The sequence below is a fragment of the Desulfobacula sp. genome (assembly GCF_021107415.1).
This window is the reverse complement of record NZ_JAIOSW010000200.1, coordinates 1-19,467: the sequence shown is the minus strand read 5'-3', so window position 1 is coordinate 19,467 and position 19,467 is coordinate 1. Positions and strand designations below refer to the sequence as shown.

General features: G+C 40.8%; 20 protein-coding genes. 8 read left to right on the top strand and 12 right to left on the bottom strand.

The genetic code is table 11. The annotated features are described in order from the left end of the window. The first annotated feature begins 3 nt into the window (after positions 1 to 3). On the top strand, positions 4 to 135 hold the full coding sequence (locus tag K8S13_RS25695) for an EamA family transporter (RefSeq protein WP_367172559.1): 132 nt from the start codon (positions 4 to 6) through the stop codon (positions 133 to 135). Between the two features lie 129 nt (positions 136 to 264). Here K8S13_RS25695 and K8S13_RS10795 read toward each other — a convergent pair whose 3' ends face one another. Then, entirely contained in the window at positions 265 to 1,545 is a 1,281-nt protein-coding gene (locus K8S13_RS10795) for a DUF190 domain-containing protein (RefSeq protein WP_291462454.1), read from the bottom strand. A gap of 162 nt (positions 1,546 to 1,707) precedes the next feature. On the opposite strand from K8S13_RS10795, the gene asd reads away from it, so the two are divergent. Then, positions 1,708 to 2,814: an aspartate-semialdehyde dehydrogenase gene (gene asd / locus K8S13_RS10790; RefSeq protein WP_291462453.1), complete on the top strand. Its 1,107-nt coding sequence runs from the start codon at positions 1,708 to 1,710 to the stop codon at positions 2,812 to 2,814. Between the two features lie 21 nt (positions 2,815 to 2,835). Here the strand turns inward: asd and K8S13_RS10785 are convergent, their stop codons facing one another. The 7 genes from K8S13_RS10785 to K8S13_RS10755 form a co-directional block, all read right to left on the bottom strand. Next, entirely contained in the window at positions 2,836 to 3,717 is an 882-nt protein-coding gene (locus K8S13_RS10785; RefSeq protein ID WP_291462452.1) for an amino acid ABC transporter permease, read from the bottom strand. Next, positions 3,707 to 4,501 carry a transporter substrate-binding domain-containing protein gene (locus K8S13_RS10780; protein WP_291462451.1) on the bottom strand — a complete coding sequence of 265 codons (795 nt, stop codon included), beginning with the start codon at positions 4,499 to 4,501 and terminating at the stop codon, positions 3,707 to 3,709. Before K8S13_RS10780 ends, K8S13_RS10785 begins: the two co-directional genes overlap by 11 nt. 31 nt (positions 4,502 to 4,532) lie before the next feature. Next, on the bottom strand, positions 4,533 to 5,306 hold the full coding sequence (locus K8S13_RS10775; RefSeq protein WP_291462450.1) for an amino acid ABC transporter permease: 774 nt from the start codon (positions 5,304 to 5,306) through the stop codon (positions 4,533 to 4,535). Between the two features lie 19 nt (positions 5,307 to 5,325). After that, positions 5,326 to 5,712, bottom strand: coding sequence for a hypothetical protein (locus tag K8S13_RS10770; protein WP_291462449.1), 387 nt, complete (start codon positions 5,710 to 5,712; stop codon positions 5,326 to 5,328). Beyond that, the gene (locus K8S13_RS10765; RefSeq protein WP_291462448.1) at positions 5,678 to 5,866 is read right to left on the bottom strand and encodes an FAD-dependent oxidoreductase; all 189 of its coding nucleotides are present in this window, start codon (positions 5,864 to 5,866) and stop codon (positions 5,678 to 5,680) included. Before K8S13_RS10765 ends, K8S13_RS10770 begins: the two co-directional genes overlap by 35 nt. Before the next feature lie 94 nt (positions 5,867 to 5,960). Beyond that, entirely contained in the window at positions 5,961 to 8,999 is a 3,039-nt protein-coding gene (locus tag K8S13_RS10760) for a PAS domain S-box protein (RefSeq protein ID WP_291462447.1), read from the bottom strand. A 33-nt stretch (positions 9,000 to 9,032) separates the two neighbouring features. After that, on the bottom strand, positions 9,033 to 9,869 hold the full coding sequence (locus tag K8S13_RS10755; protein ID WP_291462446.1) for a flagellin: 837 nt from the start codon (positions 9,867 to 9,869) through the stop codon (positions 9,033 to 9,035). A gap of 246 nt (positions 9,870 to 10,115) precedes the next feature. On the opposite strand from K8S13_RS10755, the gene K8S13_RS10750 reads away from it, so the two are divergent. The 3 genes from K8S13_RS10750 to K8S13_RS10740 are packed head-to-tail and all read left to right on the top strand — an operon-like array spanning position 10,116 to position 13,243. Then, a complete protein-coding gene (locus tag K8S13_RS10750) occupies positions 10,116 to 11,228 on the top strand; it encodes a 2-hydroxyacyl-CoA dehydratase subunit D (RefSeq protein ID WP_291462445.1) in 1,113 nt (370 codons plus the stop codon). 13 nt (positions 11,229 to 11,241) lie between these two features. After that, positions 11,242 to 12,465, top strand: a complete 1,224-nt coding sequence (locus K8S13_RS10745) for a 2-hydroxyacyl-CoA dehydratase (RefSeq protein WP_291462444.1) — start codon at positions 11,242 to 11,244, stop codon at positions 12,463 to 12,465. A 1-nt stretch (position 12,466) separates the two neighbouring features. Next, positions 12,467 to 13,243, top strand: coding sequence for an acyl-CoA dehydratase activase (locus K8S13_RS10740; RefSeq protein WP_291462443.1), 777 nt, complete (start codon positions 12,467 to 12,469; stop codon positions 13,241 to 13,243). A 46-nt stretch (positions 13,244 to 13,289) separates the two neighbouring features. Here K8S13_RS10740 and K8S13_RS10735 read toward each other — a convergent pair whose 3' ends face one another. The 3 genes from K8S13_RS10735 to K8S13_RS10725 all read right to left on the bottom strand — a co-directional run bounded on the left by K8S13_RS10735 (position 13,290) and on the right by K8S13_RS10725 (position 15,277). Beyond that, positions 13,290 to 13,937: an OmpA family protein gene (locus K8S13_RS10735; RefSeq protein ID WP_291462442.1), complete on the bottom strand. Its 648-nt coding sequence runs from the start codon at positions 13,935 to 13,937 to the stop codon at positions 13,290 to 13,292. A 100-nt stretch (positions 13,938 to 14,037) separates the two neighbouring features. Then, positions 14,038 to 14,745, bottom strand: coding sequence for a M48 family metallopeptidase (locus K8S13_RS10730; protein WP_291462441.1), 708 nt, complete (start codon positions 14,743 to 14,745; stop codon positions 14,038 to 14,040). Next, positions 14,729 to 15,277, bottom strand: a complete 549-nt coding sequence (locus K8S13_RS10725; protein ID WP_291462440.1) for a mechanosensitive ion channel family protein — start codon at positions 15,275 to 15,277, stop codon at positions 14,729 to 14,731. Before K8S13_RS10725 ends, K8S13_RS10730 begins: the two co-directional genes overlap by 17 nt. Before the next feature lie 354 nt (positions 15,278 to 15,631). Here K8S13_RS10725 and K8S13_RS10720 point away from each other — a divergent pair, with 354 nt between their 5' ends. Next, positions 15,632 to 15,976, top strand: coding sequence for a CGGC domain-containing protein (locus K8S13_RS10720; protein ID WP_291462439.1), 345 nt, complete (start codon positions 15,632 to 15,634; stop codon positions 15,974 to 15,976). Between the two features lie 19 nt (positions 15,977 to 15,995). Beyond that, positions 15,996 to 17,318, top strand: a complete 1,323-nt coding sequence (locus K8S13_RS10715; protein ID WP_291462438.1) for a (Fe-S)-binding protein — start codon at positions 15,996 to 15,998, stop codon at positions 17,316 to 17,318. 295 nt (positions 17,319 to 17,613) lie between these two features. Here the strand turns inward: K8S13_RS10715 and K8S13_RS10710 are convergent, their stop codons facing one another. After that, entirely contained in the window at positions 17,614 to 17,796 is a 183-nt protein-coding gene (locus tag K8S13_RS10710) for a YccF domain-containing protein (RefSeq protein WP_291462437.1), read from the bottom strand. A 342-nt stretch (positions 17,797 to 18,138) separates the two neighbouring features. Here K8S13_RS10710 and K8S13_RS10705 point away from each other — a divergent pair. Next, positions 18,139 to 19,467: FAD-linked oxidase C-terminal domain-containing protein (locus K8S13_RS10705; protein WP_291462436.1), on the top strand; the 1,329-nt coding region annotated here is incomplete at its 3' end.

The following is a 19,467-nucleotide window of genomic DNA, read 5'->3' as shown; positions in this document are numbered from 1 at the left end:
TCCATCTTTATCAACCTGATTCCTGTGACTGCCATCCTTTTGGGCTGGCTGATTTTAGGTGAAACATTAAATCCCAAACAGATTGCAGCAACCGTGATTGTCATTTTCGGAGTTTTTCTGAGCAATCGACAATAGATGCTTCTTTGCACTGTTTGACGGCACAAACAAATCCAATAAATAACACCGCCGCGACTGCTGCCGTCATGACGACCTCGCGATCTTGTGGTCATCTGTTCTTTTTTTCATTATAATTACATGCTCAGACTATGAGCTTAAAAACCCTGTGCGAAGCAAAGATTCCCGGCTGATCATACCTTTGAATTTTCCTTTGTCATCCAGCACCGGCAGTCGTTTGATCATATTTTTTGTCATCAGACGAATAGCCTCGTCAATAGTAGCATTGTTTAATATCGTTATCGGGTCTGTTTTCATAACCTCCGCCACAGTTTTTGAGTACAGATGTCGGCTGAATTCTTTATTTTTATTTTTTCTTTGCCCGGATAACAGTTTGCTGACAAAATATTTCAATATCCCTTCTTTCTCATCGGAAAATACCATCAGCAGGTTTCGATCCGAAATAATGCCCAGGAAAACGTCGTCTTTATCCACTACAGCCACCCGTTGAATATCGTTTGATCCAATAATATGAAGCACTTCTGAAACCAGGGTTTCTGGAAAAACCGTGTGAACATCCCGCCGCATAATATCTGAAACAAACTTAAGATTACCCACAGGGATATTCTGCTGTTGGAAAGCATTCCAATCCGGCGAGTGATGAGTAATGGTACGAAAAATATCCATCCTGGATAAAATACCGGTCAGTTTTCCATTTTCATCAGTAACCGGAAGTCTTTTCAATTCTTTTTGCAGCATAAGACTGACAGCTTGAGTCAGCGATTCATTTTCCTGGATACAAACCGCAGGGGTCATAATCTCCTGAGCTTTTTTCTTGTTAAGCGATTCCAGAACAGCATCCAGATTGTCATTGCCGGATTCGGCTAAAAGTCCCAGCCTTGCAGGCATCCCACCCCTGTAAATCAGATCACCCTGAGAAATAACACCTACTGGATGATACTCTTTGTCAATTACCGGAACACCAGTAAAGGTTGAAGAAAGCAAAAGATGTACAACCTCACTGACCGACGTCGTCAGGGAAACGCTTTCAGGATTCGGAGTCATCATATCTTTGATCTTGAGGTGCCTCGGGATGAGGCGGTTACGGGTTTTATGGCACTGGATATTGATCTCCTGAACCGCCACAATGCCTTCATCAACCATTTCTTCAAGTGTGGGTAATATAGAATCAGCCTGAGTGGACGGCAGAATGATTTTTATTAAAATCGGCATATTAAATGAAGCAATCAGAATACTTTGTGTTGCCATTTCACCGTTTTCATAGCAGCCTTCAATACATCGAGTCACCATGCACCGGGCTGCGATTTTTAATCCCAGGATATACTTTACCACCGCCTTATATAAAGGAATGCCGTGACATTTGGCTTCTTCGCTGGTAAATATTTCGATTATATTGTAATTAAGCGACATAACTTATGACCTCCCTAAGTAAAGTATAGTAAAGCACAGATTTATACTAAATCCCATAAAATTATTTCAAACACTGGAATCTTTTCTAAAAAAAGAGTATTAATCACGTTTACCTACTAAAAAAAATATCAATTCGCTTGGGGGTTGAGAAAGGAAAGGACAATGAAAAAAGTTGGAATTGTTGGCTGGCGTGGAATGGTTGGCTCTGTACTCATGGAAAGAATGATAAAGGAAGATGATTTCAAACAATTTACCCCTCTTTTTTTCACAACATCTCAGGCCGGGCAAAAAGCGCCGGATGTCGGCATAGAAACACCCCCTTTGGTCGATGCATATGATATAGACAGTCTCTTAGACATGGATATTATCCTCTCCTGCCAGGGTGGGTCATATACGGAATCCGTCCGACCCGGGCTTGCTGAAAAAAACTGGGACGGATACTGGATTGATGCTGCATCAACATTGAGAATGGATGATAAAAGCATTATTGTACTTGATCCGGTAAACCGCAAGGTCATTGACGATGCATTATCCAATGGCATTAAAAATTACATTGGCGGCAATTGTACGGTATCCCTTATGCTCATGGCCCTTGGCGGCCTGTTTGAAAACAATCTGATAGAATGGCTGACTTCCATGACATACCAGGCGGCATCGGGTGCCGGTGCTAAAAATATGGAAGAGCTTGTGACCCAGATGCAGACTATCGGCAATATGGCATCTCCAATTCTTGAGAACCCGGCATCTGCTATCCTGGAACTGGATAAGAATGTTATTAACACCATGAGATCCCCTGCACTTCCCGTTCAAAACTGGGCTGTTCCTCTGGCAGCGAGTCTGATCCCCTGGATTGACCGGGCAATGGACAATGGTCAGACAAGGGAGGAATGGAAAGGATTTGTTGAAACCAATAAAATTATCGGGCGGTCAGACAATCCCATTCCCATTGACGGCCAATGCGTCAGAGTGGGTTCCATGAGGTGCCACAGCCAGGCATTTACCATCAAACTTACAAAAGATATTCCGCTAAATGAAATTGAAGCCATGCTGGCCGAGAATAATGATTGGGTCAAAGTGGTTCCAAATCAAAAAGAAGACACCATAAAAAACCTGACCCCTGCGGCAGTAACCGGAACATTGATAGTTCCTGTGGGCCGCGTCAGAAAAATGAATCTTGGAGACGATTATCTCACTGCCTTTTCGGTTGGGGATCAATTACTCTGGGGTGCGGCTGAACCGCTTCGCCGGATTCTGAATATTATTCTTTAGGCGGCATTTTTTAGACGGTTATTACTTCAAGGCATATTTTCTTTCAAGAAAAGCCACTGATCGTGAAAGTGAAAATGTCAAAATAAAATAAAGAAAGGTAATCGTAATCCAGATTTCAAACGTTAGAAAGGTGGCAGCCATCAGTTCCATCCCCTGAAAGGTCAGCTCCTGGATCGAGATAACCGATACAATGGCAGAATCTTTTATGGTGGATATAAACTGCCCTGCAAGGGGGAACGCTACCGTTCTAAAGGTCTGGGGCAAAATCACCAGCAAAAATGTCTTTTGCCTGGACAACCCAATGGACCAGGAGGCCTCCCACTGGCCATTTGGTATGGAAATAATGCCTCCACGGACAATCTCTGATACATAAGCGCCCTCATAAATTCCAAGGGCAATAACAGCTGAGAGAAAAGCATTGATCTGATCAGGGCCTGAAAACAAAAGGCCGATTGTCTGCTGAAGCGTCTGGGAGCTGCTTCTTAAGTATTTGTCCAGATTGAGCACATCCAAAAACTGGCTGGAGACAAAATAATAAAAAATAATAACCAGCACAAGGGAAGGAATGTTTCGAATGGTTTCCACATAGGTTCTGCTGATAAACCGTTGTTCAAACGATCCTTTCGCCCCCATAATACCGGATAGTGTCCCCAATAAAAACCCGATAAGTGTTGCCCAGAAACTGAGTTTAACCGTTGTGGCAAACCCCTTGACAAGGATATTGGCTTTCAGTTCTCCAGTGACAGCATCCCAAAAAAAGAAATACGACGGGATCACACCCCATTCCCAGTTATAGTCAAGAGCCTGGCTCATCCTTGAAAAAAATAAAGATATTGAAGTAATAATAAAAACAATCACTGCAATATCAATGATGGTAAATTTATAAGACTTATTATTTAACAAGATCTTCCCATTTTTTAGATTCAAACCAATAGGCTTTTTTCTCTTTTAAAAACCCCTGGGCATACATGTTTAAAATCCAATTATTAAGATAATTCAAGGCATCATGATCCCCTTTTCTGATGGCAAATCCAATGGGTTCTCTGGTAAAATTCTCTTTAATGGGAACAAATAATTTATCCGGATATTTGAGTGCATGGAATACCGGCATGGGAGCGGAAGAAACCACGGCATGGACCCGGCCCAGGTTTAGCTCCTGCAGTGCCTGACTCTCGTTTTCAAACAGCTTTAAGCTTGCATTGGGCATATGTTTTCTGACTGCCTGCTCTGCTGTAGTCCCCATCCGGGCAGCAATGCTGACATCCTTTTTGTTAAAATCATCCAGGAATGAAAATCCTTTTGCACGGGCCTTGTGGGCCACCATTGACATCCCAGAGTAATCATAAGGGATGGTGAAATTTACTTTTAAATTTCGCTTGGGTGTAATTCCCATACCCCCAATAATCACATCAAACTTACCGGTTAGAAGTGCCGGGATAATCCCTGACCATGCAGTGGGAACAAACTCAATTTTAATCCCCATATCATTGGCCAGTTTTTTAGCCACATCTATTTCAAACCCTACAAGATTGCCCTGCTTATCTTTCATGGCCCAGGGAACAAAGGTGGACATCCCCACCCGGATAACGCCCTGTTTCTGGATTGTTTCAATAATACTCTCCTGGGCAAATGAAGCGCCACCCAAAACCAATAAAAACACAATACTTAAACATAGAATCTTTTTCATTTTTTTCTCCTTTTAAAAATTTTACTCCATATTACTGGTTGATAAATTTAAGTTGGTTTTCAAATTGTCTGATTATAAAAGAAAGACTGGCAGTAATGACCAGGTAACATAATGCCACAGTAAACCAGATTTCAAAAGTTAAAAAGGTTTCAGAAACAATTCTTTGTCCCTGCATGGTCAGATCGTAGATGGAAATCGTACTGACCAGGGCTGAATCTTTGATTAACGACACACTTTGGCCGGCAAGCATGGGAAGGGTCTGCCTCAGCATCTGGGGAATAATTATTTTGATATAAATACCGGGGACAGACAGCCCAATGCTTTGGGCAGCTTCATATTGTCCCTTTGGAATATTGATGATGCCGGAACGGATAATCTCTGAAGAATAAGCCCCTTCAAACAGGCTTAACGCAATGACCGCAGAAAGAAAGGCAGAGATATTAAATATTGGTGAAATCACAAAATAAATTAAAAATATCTGGATCAGAAGCGGGGTATTCCGGATGGTTTCCACATAACACCACGATACTAATTTAAGCACGGGCGAGGAAGACAATCTTGCAAAGGCAGACAAGAAACCAATGATAAACGAAAGGACAAGGCTGATGGAAGAAATTTTAAGGGTGATGAAAAGACCGTCCAGCAACAGGCCTCTTATAAATTTACCATTTTCAAAGACAAATAAAAAGGGTTTAACCCTGTACCACTGCCAATTATATTCAAGATTTCCATATCCAATAATAAATATGAAAAAAATAAATAAAATAAATATAAAGGGTTTGATGCCCTTTTTAACACGATTCATTGATCGACCTTTGTTTTTTCTAATAAATAATCTTCTGAGAATAGCATGTAATAATAAAACCTGCCACCAAGAATTGCTGATAGAAGCTTATTTGCCGGAAAAAATCTGTGTGAATACCCTTGAGTTTTTTGAAATATAGATCCCTGGCGGATAAAGTCTGGTGTTCTGATTCAAGAATGGCCTCTGCTGCCTGTTGACCGCTTTTGACAGCAAAATATACCCCTTCTCCAAACAGCCGTTCCGCCAACCCTGCGGCATCCCCTGCCAGGAGAACTCTGCTTGAATCCGGTCTGTATTTAAATCCACCGGTACAGATGGGATATCCTTTAATGGCTTCAAGCCTGGTTGAAAAAAGCCTTGCCTTTGCATAATCATATAGTCTTTGGGTTTGCAGTTTTGCCTTCAAACCAAAAGGCTTTTGAGGTAATCCCCCCTGCACAGGCTTTTTTTCTGGGAAATTCATATTTATCCAGGATCAGCACCTTTAAGCCTTTTGTCAAAAGGTCAAAGGCAGCCGCTGTTCCGGCAGGCCCCGCCCCTATAATTACAACATCAAACATGACCTTCTCTTATCAGTTCCGATATCCTTAAACAGTGAAAGGTTCCTGCTATTCTGCAATTTTCAAAAATTTTGAAGCGCGAATCTTATAGATATTATTGTTGTCCCATCAGGACCTTCCCCAACAGTTTATTAATGGTGTTCACGTAATCTTTGTTCTGACAGGGCTTTGACAGATGATCAATATTAACATCTTTTTGTTTCAGCTCTTTTATGGATTCTAAAAATTCAATATTACCAGAGATAAAGAGGACTGGAATAATTTTGTTTGTTTTTCGAATATGATTATATACGTCCATACCATTAATTTTTCCAGGTAGAATATAATCCAAGCTTATAAAATCATATTCATTTCTATCAAATAAATCCATTGCAATCTGCCCGTTATTTGCAATATCGACTTTGTGGACACAAGGCTCCTGTGTCAATAGTCTGTATTGCACATCTGAAATGGCAATTTCGTCTTCAACAAGAAGAATATACTTTTCGAAATGTACTATTTCTTTTCGAATTTCTATTTTTTCTTCTTTTGTTAATTCTTTTTTAATACTTGGCAGCTTAATGGTAATTTTAGTGCCGGAATCAAGTTTTGATTCAACTAAAATAGTGCCCTTATGCAGTTCAATATATTTTTTTACGTTGGACATCCCGTAACCAGTGCCTTTAATACCGGTTTTATATGACTCTGTTACATCCCTGCTTCCTTTAAGTGTGAAAGAGGGGTCAAAAATTTTCTCAAGATATTCTTTGGGGATTCCACATCCATTATCCTCAATTTCAAAGCAAATATTTTTATCAAGGCAATATGTCCGTGTCGTAATTTTTGGATATTCAACCATACTTGTGGCATGGATTGAGTTTTGTATAAGATTTATAAGAGCATGCTCCATCATTCCGGGATCAGCAAGCAGGTCTGGCAGTCCTGATTTATCTTCCTTTATCAGGTCAATTCCTTCCAGATCCTTTTTTAACAGACTTATAACAAGGTCAATCTTCTCATTGATTCTAAAAAATTCCTGTTGGGGTTCTTGATCTTTTGCAAACGCTACTAAATTTCTTGTTAAATTTTTCCCTCTTACAGTCTGATTAAATATCAATTCCAATGTCTTTATTGTTTCAGCATCCTTACAATCAAGAAGTGATAGTTCTGTATTGCCCATTATAATGCCCAAAATATTATTAAAGTCATGGGCCATTTTCCCTGCTATTTGTCCAACCAAAGCATGTTTTTCATGTTCTATTGCAAGTTGCTGGGCTTTTATTTTTTCTTTTTCTGCCTGTTTACGATCGGTGATATCACGATAATTTATGACAATGCCTTTTACTCCAGGTGAGTTTAGTAAATTACTGCCCGATCCTTCTATGTATCGCCATGTTCCGTCCTGATGAAGAAAACGAAAATAAATTTGTTCAATTTCCCCTGGTTTATGTAGTAATCCAGCAAATTGTGACGATATACGTTCCAGGTCATCGGGATGTATAAACTCAAAAGCATTTACACCAATAAGATCGCCGGTATTATATCCCAACACCCTTTTATGGGATGGACTTTCATACATGATCTTGCCCGTTTCATCTAAAATTGAAATCACATCGTTTGAATTTTCTATTAATGCCCTAAAATGCTCTTCACTCTCCCGCAACGCCTCCTCTGCTTGCTTATAATCAGTGATATCAACACCTACAGCCCAAATCCAATCAGGTGATGAAAAATCAGGATTGGTCCAGAGTATTATTTTGTTATATCCCTTTTTCGCTGTCAATATCAATTCTGTGTTTTTTAACTGAAAGTTTTGATCTGCCCATTTTGACAACTCTTTTTTAAGATAGTCATGGTCCGGATAGAGTATTTCCATTGTATTTGGGTTGCCGATTATTTCATCAGCCGTATATCCAGTGACTTTTTCGCATTGTTTATTCCAAAATGATATTATTCCGTTTTGATCAACTGCATTGATCAATATGGGCAGTTCCATTAATGCGGAATAAAACTTCTCTTCACTTTCTTTTAATTTTTTTTCTGTGCGTTTCCGTCTTCTGATATTAAAGCTGAGTATCAGAATTACAAATATTAGAAAGGCAATCATGCCAATGGTTGAAACAATTAATGTGCTGTTTTTAGTAAAAAAGGAGGGTTGCATGTTAATGATGACAGTATCTTTTGGCAGCCTGGAAGGATCAATGTTAAATTTTTTCAGCTGGTCATTGTCGAACATGTATTTATTGGGACTTTTCCTGATAACCGGAATATCTGAAACTGCAACACCTGCAAGAATACGTAAAGCAATATTTGCCGCGGTCTTTCCCTGTGCAAACCCGCTGACCAGCCTTCCTCCTACAAGACCATGGCCTAAAAAAAAGTCCCAGCATCCATAGATGGGTACGTGGCTGACCGCCTCCATCTTCTTAACAGATTCTTCAAAAGACAAAAAATCTCCGGTTTCTGTTCTAATGGACGCTGCCAGTATCAAGCTGTTTGGATCAAGCGTTTGAATATCATTCTGGATCTGTTTCAAGCTAAAATTATTTTTATATTGAAACTTCAACCGGTCTTCATATGCAGGAATAATTTTGTCCAGCAATGCCTTATTGTGGTGATATGTGGGCGAATCATCGCCGTAAAAAATAATCTGCCGGGTTTTGGGATGCAGTTTTACGGCAATATCAAGGGTTGATCTAAAATCGACCTCCTCGACCGTACCCGTAAATAAATCCTGATCCGCAAGGATATCATCTTTAAAATTATTAATGCCGCAAAATACAATGGGAGTATCAGGAAACAGCACATGATGATGAGGCAATAAAAAGTTAAGTGAAGTGTTGTCTGAACATATAATTATATTAAATCGGATATTTTTAAATTTTACTTTGTACAGTTTAAGGAGTGATTGAAGATAATCCAGCCGGTTTATTCTTTTGGTATCCATATATTCAAACCGAAATACAGCGTTTGATTTCTTTTTTTTAAATTCCGATATGATGCCTTTTTCAATTGATTCTACCCATGTAAGTGATTTGTGATATGAATGCAGGACAAGAACCTTTGGGGCAGACAATTCTTGAGCAAGGGCAGGATGAGCCACAAATAATAAAAAACAGATCAAAGGCAGAGTGATTTTTAAATGATGTTTCATTTTTTAAAATATTCTTTTTTAATCTTTCCTTTCTTATTCAAAAATATCAAGGATCTGTTTTGCCGTTGTGTTGGACTGGGCCAGAGCAAAAGTTCTTGCTTTTGAAAGCAACTTGATTTTATTTAAATTGATTGACTCTTCGGCATAATCAAGATCCCTGATCTCGGATTCTGCTGACAGCGTATTGATTCTGGCATTGGAAAGGTTGTTAATGGTTGATTCCAACTGATTCTGGCTTGATCCTGCCTGGGAACGTTGTTGGGAAATATAATCAAGGGCAATATCCGTAAGCTCGATTGCGGCCTGGGCGCCCTCTTGGGTTGTTACATCTATATCAGCCAGTGCACCCAGGGTTTCATCGGAAATTTGGGAAGGATCAATGGAGCCCAGGGAGATCTCAATGATTTCTCCTGAAGATGCACCCACCTGAAATTGTTTATCTGTAAAGGCACCTGATAATAATTTTTGACCGTTAAAAGAAGTATTCTGAGCAATATCTCTCAGACTCTCCAGGGATTTGCCAATATCCGCCTGGATAGCGAGCCGGCTTTCCCGCGATTGTGCTGCACTGGCAGCCTGGATGGCGTTAACCCTGATATCCTGAATCAGATCCGTTGCCTGCCCTAAAGCACCGTCTGCCACCTGGGTAATGGAAATGGCATCATTGGCATTTCTAATGGCTTGTCCAAACCCCCTGGATTGACTGGCAAGTTTATTGGCAATCACCATACTTGCAGCATCATCTGATGCTTTATTAATTCTTTTTCCTGTGGAAAGGCGTTGGAGTGATCCTGATAAATCAGCCTGGTTTTTTTGTAACTGATAACTGGAAAAAGCACTGGTGATGTTTGTGTTTATTCTTAAACTCATTAAAGGCCTCCTTAGAGCTTTCCCTAAAGCTTATCCAAGTATAAAGAATTATCAAAATAAATCAAACAATAAAATGAGGTGTAAAAATCTGTGTTTACGGTAAAATCATTTTAGGTAGACATATCGACCGGTGTTCGATATAAAAACCGACAGACAAAAATACGTTTTATATTTGATATCAATTGCTTACACTTTGAGAGTGAAAAGCAACACCCAGAGAGATGAATACACCGGAGACAACTAAATATGAAAGAAATAAAGATTTTTCATGATGCGGTAAAAGATGCGTCAGCTATTGCTTCCAGAATCAAAAAAAACCATAAAAAAATTATCGGATACCTGTGTTCCTATGCACCGGAGGAATTAATATATGCGGCAGGTTTTCATCCCATACGGCTGTTTTCATCAAAATCAGATATTATCCTGGCGGAAAATCATCTCCAGGCCTATTGCTGTTCCCTTGTCCGGGGCGTACTTGAAGACAGCCTTTCAGGACGGCTTGATTTCCTTGATGGAACCGTTTTTCCCCATACCTGTGATTCCATCCAGCGCCTGAGTGACATCTGGCGCATGAACGGGAGATATGAATTTTTTGCAGATGTAATCCTGCCTGCCAAACTGAATACACAGAGTGCCGGAACGTATATGGTTGATGTACTGACCCGATTCAAAAAGGATCTTGAAACGGCAACCGGCAAAGAAATCACAGATGCGGATCTTCAAGAATCCATTAAAAAGTTCAATCTGATCCGCAGCAATCTGTCAAAAATCTATGCTTTTCAATCCAAAAAACCCGGAATAATAAAAGGTACTGATCTCTATGCCATTGTTAAAGGATCAATGATGATGGACCGCGATGAGGTGGCTGATCTTTTGCCCGCTATTGTGTCCAATCTTGAAAAAACAGAGACACCTGCAAGCAGTGATAAACGGATCATTATCTCAGGTTCGATCTGTGACTCTCCTGATATTTATACATCAATTGAAAAGGCTGGCGGTATTATTGTGGGGGACGATCTTTGTACAGGCCGACGATGGTTTAAAGGTGAGATTCCGAATGATAAAAATCCAATAGACGCCATTGCTGAGAGATTACTGGATCGAATGATCTGTCCTGCAAAACATGCAACACCTACTGCCCGTGCTGAAAATATTGTATCCCTTGCCAGAAAAAACAAGGCGGACGGGGTTATTTTTATACTGCTAAAATTCTGTGATCCCCACGCATTTGATTATCCCTATTTAAAAGACTTCCTTGACAGGGAAGGCATAAAAAATCTACTCATCGAAATAGATGACCAGCAGCAAAACCTCGGGCAGTTATCCACCCGTTTTGAAACCTTTATTCATTACATTTAAAAAGGACCTGCACATGCCAGATAAGCTTTCAAAAAAAATAAGATCCGCAAAAAAAATGCGGGATATCATGACCTTCTATTACCTGGATGCCATGACCGCAGAGCAAAACAATAAACAGGTTGCCTGGATTACTTCCGGCGGGCCTGTAGAGCCCCTGGTGGCAATGGATATCATCCCTATTTATCCGGAAAACCATGGGGCCATGATCGGAGCATCCAAAATGGGGGAAGATCTTTGCATAAAAGCCGAAGACATGGGCTACAGCTCAGACCTTTGTTCCTATGCAAGAACGGATATCTCCTGCTCGGTTGTCAAGGGAGGGCCCCTGGGTGGGTTGCCGAAACCGGACATGCTGATCTGTTGCAATAATATCTGCGGCACGGTGCTAAAGTGGTATGAAATCCAGGCTCGGTTCTATAATGTTCCTCTGTTTATTCTGGATACCCCTGTCTGCCATACCCAATATTCTCCTGAAATTGCCAAATATGTCCGAGCCCAGATTGATGAATATATTGCCTTTCTTGAAACAATCACAAAAAGAAAATTTGATTATGACAAAATGGCCCGGGTCGGCAGACTTGCCCTTGAAGGGCAGCTCCTCTGGCAAAAAGTCCTCAACACCACTGCCCACAAGCCATCGCCCATGTCTGCTTTTGATGCCTTCTTTTTTCTTGCTTTGATTGTCACTTTGCGGGGTACACAGATCGCGGTTGATTTTTATAAGGGGCTGGTAGAGGAAATGGAGCAGCGGGTCAACCAAGGCATCAGCATGGTTCCCAATGAAAAATACAGGCTTTTATGGGATAATCTGCCGGTGTGGTATCGGCTCAAATGGTTGTCCGACAAATTTTGTGATCACAATGCCTGCCTGGTTGCAGATACTTACACATCTGCCTGGTGTGGTGCTATAAAATATATTGATGAAAATAATTTCTTAGACTCCATGGCCGAAGCCTACACCAGGATCTATCTGAATATCGGGATTGACCAGATGGCAGACCAGGTGCTTGACATGATTAAATTTTATGACGTTGATGGTTTTATCATGCATTCAAACCGCTCGTGCAAGCCCTACTCTTTCGGACAGATGGATATTATGAGAATCGTCCGGGAAAAAGCAGATATCCCCGTTCTCATGATAGAGGCTGACATGCTGGATCCCAGAAACTTCTCACAATCCCAGGTGGAAACCCGTATTGATGCATTTATGGAAATCATTCAACAAAGGAGCTGTTAAAATGATTTATGCAGGCATTGATATTGGCTCAATTACAGCGAAAGCCGCCTTGATAAAAGAGAACCGGCTTTTGGGCACCCATGTCATACTGACCGGGTACAACCCCATCAACGCCGGGATCACGGTTTTTGAAGCACTTCTAGAAAAAGTAAAAATTTCAAAAACAGATGTGAAGGCCATTGTTTCCACAGGCTATGGCCGTGCCAGTGTAGATTTTGCAGACAAGGCCATGACGGAAATCATCTGTCACGGAACCGGTGCTTATTTTATAAATCCCAATATACAGGGAATCATTGATGTCGGCGGCCAGGACAGCAAGGCAATTCTTCTGGATAAAAACGGTCAGGTTGAAAACTTTGCCATGAATGACAAATGTGCGGCAGGCACGGGACGATTTCTTGAAGTCATGGCCAAGGCCCTGGAAGTGGACTTGGATAAAATGGGAGACTTCAGTCTCAAGGCAGACAATCCATCAAAAATCAGCAGTATCTGCACAGTGTTTGCAGAATCAGAAGTCATTTCCATGATTGCAAGACAAGAAAAAAGAAAAAATATTATTGCCGGTATTCATGAATCCGCTGCTGCCCGTGTTGCTATTCTTGCCTTTAAAATCAAAATCAAAGAACCGGTAATGATGACAGGTGGTGTCGCAAAAAACAAAGGAATGATTGCTGCCCTTGAAAAGCGTCTTGGATTTGAACTCATTGTGGAAGAATCAGCCCAGGAAAATGGCGCTATTGGTGCAGCTGTTCTGGCCTCAAAACTAAATCCAATTTAAATTTTATCATCTGATGGGTTCAATTTTTTTTAATCATTCTTTAAAATCAAGTTTGTCTTATGGGAACTATGATAATTTCAACCCGCCGGTTCATTGCATGATCTGAAGATATAGGAAGAGATTCCCCGTATCCGATTGTTTGCATTCTGCCAAGGGCCACGCCGTTTTGTAATAATGCATCCCGAACAGACTCTGCTCTTTTTAAAGACAGTGTCTGATTATATTCTTCCGATCCCCTGGTATCGGTATGCCCACCGATCTCAATAGTTGTTTTCGGATATTTGTTTAAAACCTCTGCCATCCTTTGAAGTTCTGCAGATCCTCCGGGTTTAAGTGCAGTTGAATTAAAATCGAAAAAAGTTTCGCCTTTGAAAGTTGCTCTTAAAATATCCTGTTCTCTTCTGATAGTTGCTGCCTGGGATGCAGCCATAGCATCTCTTAACTCCTGCTCCTGCAAATCCATATACCGGCCGATCTGATTACCGGCAATACCGCCTAAAGCGGCTCCTATTCCTGCACCGATCAGTGTGGATTCCGTATCCTTGCCGATAGCCTGTCCAAGAATTGCACCAACACCGGCTCCGACACCAACTCCGATGGCAGTTCCCTTTTTTTGTCCAGTGTCCATGGTAGCACAGGAAAAAAGACTTATGGATATCACTATGGTCAATAAAATGATTGCAAATTTTTTCATTAATTTTTCTCCTTTCGATGATTGTACCTTAGTGATTTAAATACCATGCCTTTGATTTGAAAGAAATACCCATTACTCTATTTTCTTTTTTATGATATTTTTACAGGCTGAACAGATCCAGTTCTTTTTTAAGTCTTTTCCAATCCGGTATGAACTGATCCATAAATCCCTTGAACCGGGCATTGTGCTTTCTTTCCAACAGGTGAACCATTTCATGGACAATCACATACTCAAGGAACGGATCTGCCAGTTTGATAAGCGCAAAGTTCAACCAGATCCTTCCCGCATTGATATTACAGCTTCCCCAGCGGGTTTTCATTCTCCTGACACCATATTCATTGACCATCACACCCATTTCAGGCTGCCACCTGGCAATATGCCTGCCAATGGATTGTTTTAATTCTTTCCGATACCAGTCGGCAATAATTTTTTCCCGCTCACAAACATTACTTCCGGGTTTCACAACCAGATCTATACGGCTGCCGCTGTTTATTCGAACCTTTGATTGTGCATTCCGGTGAAATACATAAAGGGAATAGACTTTTCCCTTAAACAAAAATTCTTCCCCGGTGGTATATGTTTTAACCGGTTTGGATTCTGCAACTGCGCCCTTATTCACCTGATTATTGAGCCACTCTGATTTTGAAAGAATTGCTTTATTCAGCGTTTCAGAATCAAGATGAATCGGTGCGGAAACAATGATTTTTTCTTTGGCCGGATAGACCCTGAAATAGATATGTTTAATCTTTTTTTTTACAATCTCAAAAGAATAGTTCCCAAAATTCAAGGTTTTATGCCTTTGATACAATTCTTACATCCCTTTGCGGGAATGGAATATCAATGCCATTCTCTTTTAATGTATTAAATACTGCCAGATTCACTGCATAGGATGTATTATAATACTTTACTGTGGGTACCCAGTACCGGAATCCAATATCCACTGAAGAATCCCCAAAGTTTTTAATACCGATGATTGGATCATTTTCATTGTTCACATTACTATTCTTTGATAAAGTCCCTTGCAGAGCAAGGGTGGCACCAAAGGCGAGGGCACCTATTGCAGCAATAAACGGTGCTATGGTAATGCCGAACTTTCCCAGGGCAATAATAACGGTAAAGGTGATAATCAGAATTTTTACAATATTGGATAAAAATTTTGATAAGGTAATATCAATATTTTTTCGCTGCATCAGTCCAAGAATAATTTTTGCCGTCCAACTTGCAGCAACAGCACCTAAAATCAGGATAACAATTGCACCAACAACCTGGAAACCATAGCTGACGCTAAATTCAATCAAGGTATCAATCATTTTTTGAATGGCTGTAATTTCATCTTTCACGTATCATCTCCCTTTCTATTACCATACGTTATTTAAGATATCCCCTTTTACAAGCCCCTCCACACTTCATCAATAATTATAGCCCTTACCATATTAAGCTCTAAGGGCACAATCATTTCAAAAAAAATCAAGCCCTACAGGCAGACAGGTCGCAGATTTAAAACCATCTGTGAAGAAATGGTCGCATAATTGCAACTCTACAAAATAAAAAAGTGTTTTTTTTAAATTATAACCAGTTAATTTAATAACTATTCTGAAAAACATTGACTAATGCATTTTATGGCATGTATTATGCTTTTTCTAGTTGAAATTAGGTTATAAAATGGATATGTCTATATCAAGGAGAATTTTAAAATGGAAAAAGTAGCGGTTGTCGGATGCGGTTCATATATGGACCAGGGTCAAGGGTGCCCGGGTGAATGGCGTTGCCTGAAAGCAGCATCCCAGGGTGAGGGCACATTTGAGAATCCATCACAGGTTGTTGCCTTTATCAAATGTGAATGTCCCGGAAGAACTGTTGTTCCCAGTATTGGCATGGCAATAAAATTGTCAGAAATCAAACCCGATAAAATATATTTAAGTTCCTGCCTGGCCAATGCCGTACCGGGATGTCCGTATACCGGTGCAAAGGACCTGGCAGATATTATAGAGAAAAAAACCGGTATTGAGGTTATTATCGGTACCCACGATTACCATTAATAATAGAAAGGAATGATCAATGGCAGAAGCCGTCATTAAACTTGGAAATAAGAAACGAACAAACATTTTTTTGGATAAAGTCAAAGAATTGCTGCCGGACGGCGGCAATTTAAGCGCGTGTTTAACTTGTGGCGCTTGCGCATCAGGGTGTCCTGCCACAGGACTTGATAATATGGATCCCAGAAAATTTCTTCGAATGGCTGCATTAGGTATGGATGAAGAAATTGCCAAATCCGACTGGCCCTGGATGTGTACCATGTGCCAGCGGTGCATTTATGTATGTCCCATGCAGATTGATATCCCCCAATTAATTTTTAATGCAAGACAACTGCGACCCAGAGATGAAAGACCAACTGGAATCCTTGGGTCCTGTGATATGGCCTTGCGAAACGAAAGCTGCAGTGCCATGGGAGCCTCACCGGAAGACTTTACATTTGTGGTTGAAGATGTATTGGAAGAATACCAGGAGGCCCAACCGGAATTTGAAGATATGCAGGCCCCCATTGACAAGGAAGGGGCTGAATTTTTTCTGAACCAGAATTCCAGGGAACCCGTAACGGAACCGGACGAAATGGTACCCCTATGGAAAATCCTTCATCTGGCAGGTGCTGACTGGACCTATGGCAGCCAAGGCTGGGGAGGTGAAAACTATTGCATGTTCCTGGCAGATGACGACGCCTGGAAAAAGACAACCGGGATGAGTGTGGAGCAGGCCAATAAGCTTGGCTGTAAGACCTATCTCAACACCGAGTGAGGTCACGTAACCTTTTCAGTCCTGGCAGGAGTGAAAAAATACAATCTTAAATATAATTTTGAAATTAAAAATATTTATGAATACTATGCAAAATGGATCCGTGAAGGCAAATTAAAGGTCAGTTCCGACTGGAATAAAGACCTTAAAATAAAATTCACTGTACAGGATCCTTGTCAAATTGTCAGAAAAAGCTATGGTGATCCCATTGCCGAAGATTTGCGCTTTGTGGTTAAATCAGTTGTTGGGGAAGAAAATTTTATAGACATGCAGCCCAATAGATCCAATAATTATTGCTGCGGCGGCGGCGGCGGTTTCCTTCAATCAGGATTTAAAGACGAACGCCTTGAATTCGGAAGAATAAAAGACGAACAAATTAAGGCTACAGGGGCTGATTACTGCATTGCAGGCTGTCATAATTGTCATGCCCAGATCCATGAATTGAGCGAACATTATGGCGGGAATTATCCTGTGGTTCATATGTGGACCTTAATTTGCCTGTCATTGGGAATATTAGGCCCCAATGAACGGGAGTATCTGGGTGAAGACTTACAAGAAGTCAACGTATTTCATCCGGAATCGGCCATGTAACCTTCATACTCGGCCGGAGGATACCTCATTTCCTTGAAAATGTATTATTCTCCGGCCACCCTGAAAAACATCTTCGTATAAATCCTTTACCATACCATTGGCATGTTCATGACAACCTTTTAATCTTTTACAATTTAGTGTCTGACCGAAAACCTGAGAATTTTTACGAGTACAAGGCGGGTGATAATTTTAACCGGAGGAATACATTGAGTATTTCAAGGATTACCCGATTTATAAGATTGGTTGAGCCCAACGCAGTAATCGGAAAAATTGGTGATTTTCAGGCGGGCACTATTTATTTTGACACGGGCTTCTTCCCCAAGGGTGCAAAACAGACACTTGCCAGTCTGAAATGTGCAAACCCGAAAGGGATGCCGATTACAGTGATATAAAGCAGGCAACCCAGCAAAATCCATAAAATCCAGGCCAAAAGTCCACCACCGAAAATAAACCAGAGTATATTCAATATAAATGCCACTTTTCTTTCCTTTAAAAGTACTTTTCTTTATATGCCGATTTCATCCTTTACTACAAATAGATCTTAATTATAAAAAAACAAAGATGGAAATATCAGAATAAAAGTTTCCTGATGGGAAAAAAATTTCTGATAATCAAATTCACTGAAGATAATTTCTATTACAACCTTTTATCTCATATTATTAAATATTTTATCTCATATTGATAAAAAAAAGTTGACAAATAGCAAACAATTGATTTATTGCTATCTTATATAGGCTCTTGATCTCATTCCGGTCTGAAAAAAGTGCCCTTGAATTCAATTTCAAGCTATCTGTATCTATTATTTTACGAAAGGATTTTTATGCTGGCCACCCAGGTAAAAAATGAATTAATTAAGATCATCGGTAAGGACAGATACCTTGACCGGCCTGAAGAGTTGGCCTGTTATGCCTATGATGCATTTCTGGTAGAATCCGTACCCGAGGCGGTGATTTTTCCTCAAACAACCAAAGAAGTATCAGATATTCTAAAAACAGCTTCCAAGTTTAAAATACCCGTTACCGGCCGTGGCGCCGGCACTAGTGTCTGCGGAGCCCCTGTTCCCATAAAACATGGAATTGTACTCTGTTTTTCAAAAATGGATAAAATCATCGAGGTGAACACCCGTGACCGGTATATTATTGTGCAGCCCGGAGTTGTCAATGCCGACGTCCAGAAAGCCCTGGCACCCTTTGAATTCTTTTATCCGCCTGATCCGGGTTCCATGAACACTTCCACCATTGGCGGGAATATTGCCATGAATGCAGGCGGTCCAAGATGCTTGAAATATGGTGTGACAATGGATTATGTCCTTGGAATGGAAGTGGTATTGGCATCGGGAAAAATTGTGAGGTTTGGCAGCAAAAATGTCAAGGATGTGACCGGCTACAAATTATCATCGCTCTTCTGCGGATCAGAAGGAACCCTGGGAATCATTACCCAGGCGATTTTAAAAGTAGCCCCAATGCCTGAAACCGTAAAAACCCTGATGGTAACCTTTGATGATCTGGACAACACGGCAAAGGCTGTAACCGGCATTATTGGTTCGGGCATCATCCCCGTTGCCATGGAACTCATGGACAAGCTGACCTTGAACGCTATTGAAGACGTGGCAAATCTGGGACTGGACCGTAATGCCGCAGGATCACTTATCATTGAAATTGACGGCAATAAAGAGACCTGTAATAAAGAAATAAAAAAAATCATTGAGAAACTCAAGGAAAATGGTGCGATTCACATCCAGGAAGCCGTATCTGATATTGAAAGAGAAAAACTCTGGACAGCAAGGCGGTCTGCCTATGGTGTATTTGCAAAATTTGCCCCTGATATTATTTCTGAAGATATTACTGTCCCGGTGAGCAAAGTGCCGCAGATGATACGTAAAATCATTGAAATCACAGATAAGTACGGACTGAAAGTCGGCGTTCTGGCCCATGCGGGAGACGGCAATATGCATCCCATGATTCCCACCGACAGGGAAGACAAAGAAGAATGGCAAAGGGTTGAAAAAGCATTTTCTGAAATTTTTCAGGCAGCCGTAGAACTTGACGGCACACTATCCGGTGAACACGGGATCGGGCTTGCTAAGTCAGCGTATCTTCCCCTTGTAATGAATAAGGATTCCATTGAATTAATGAAAAAAATCAAACAG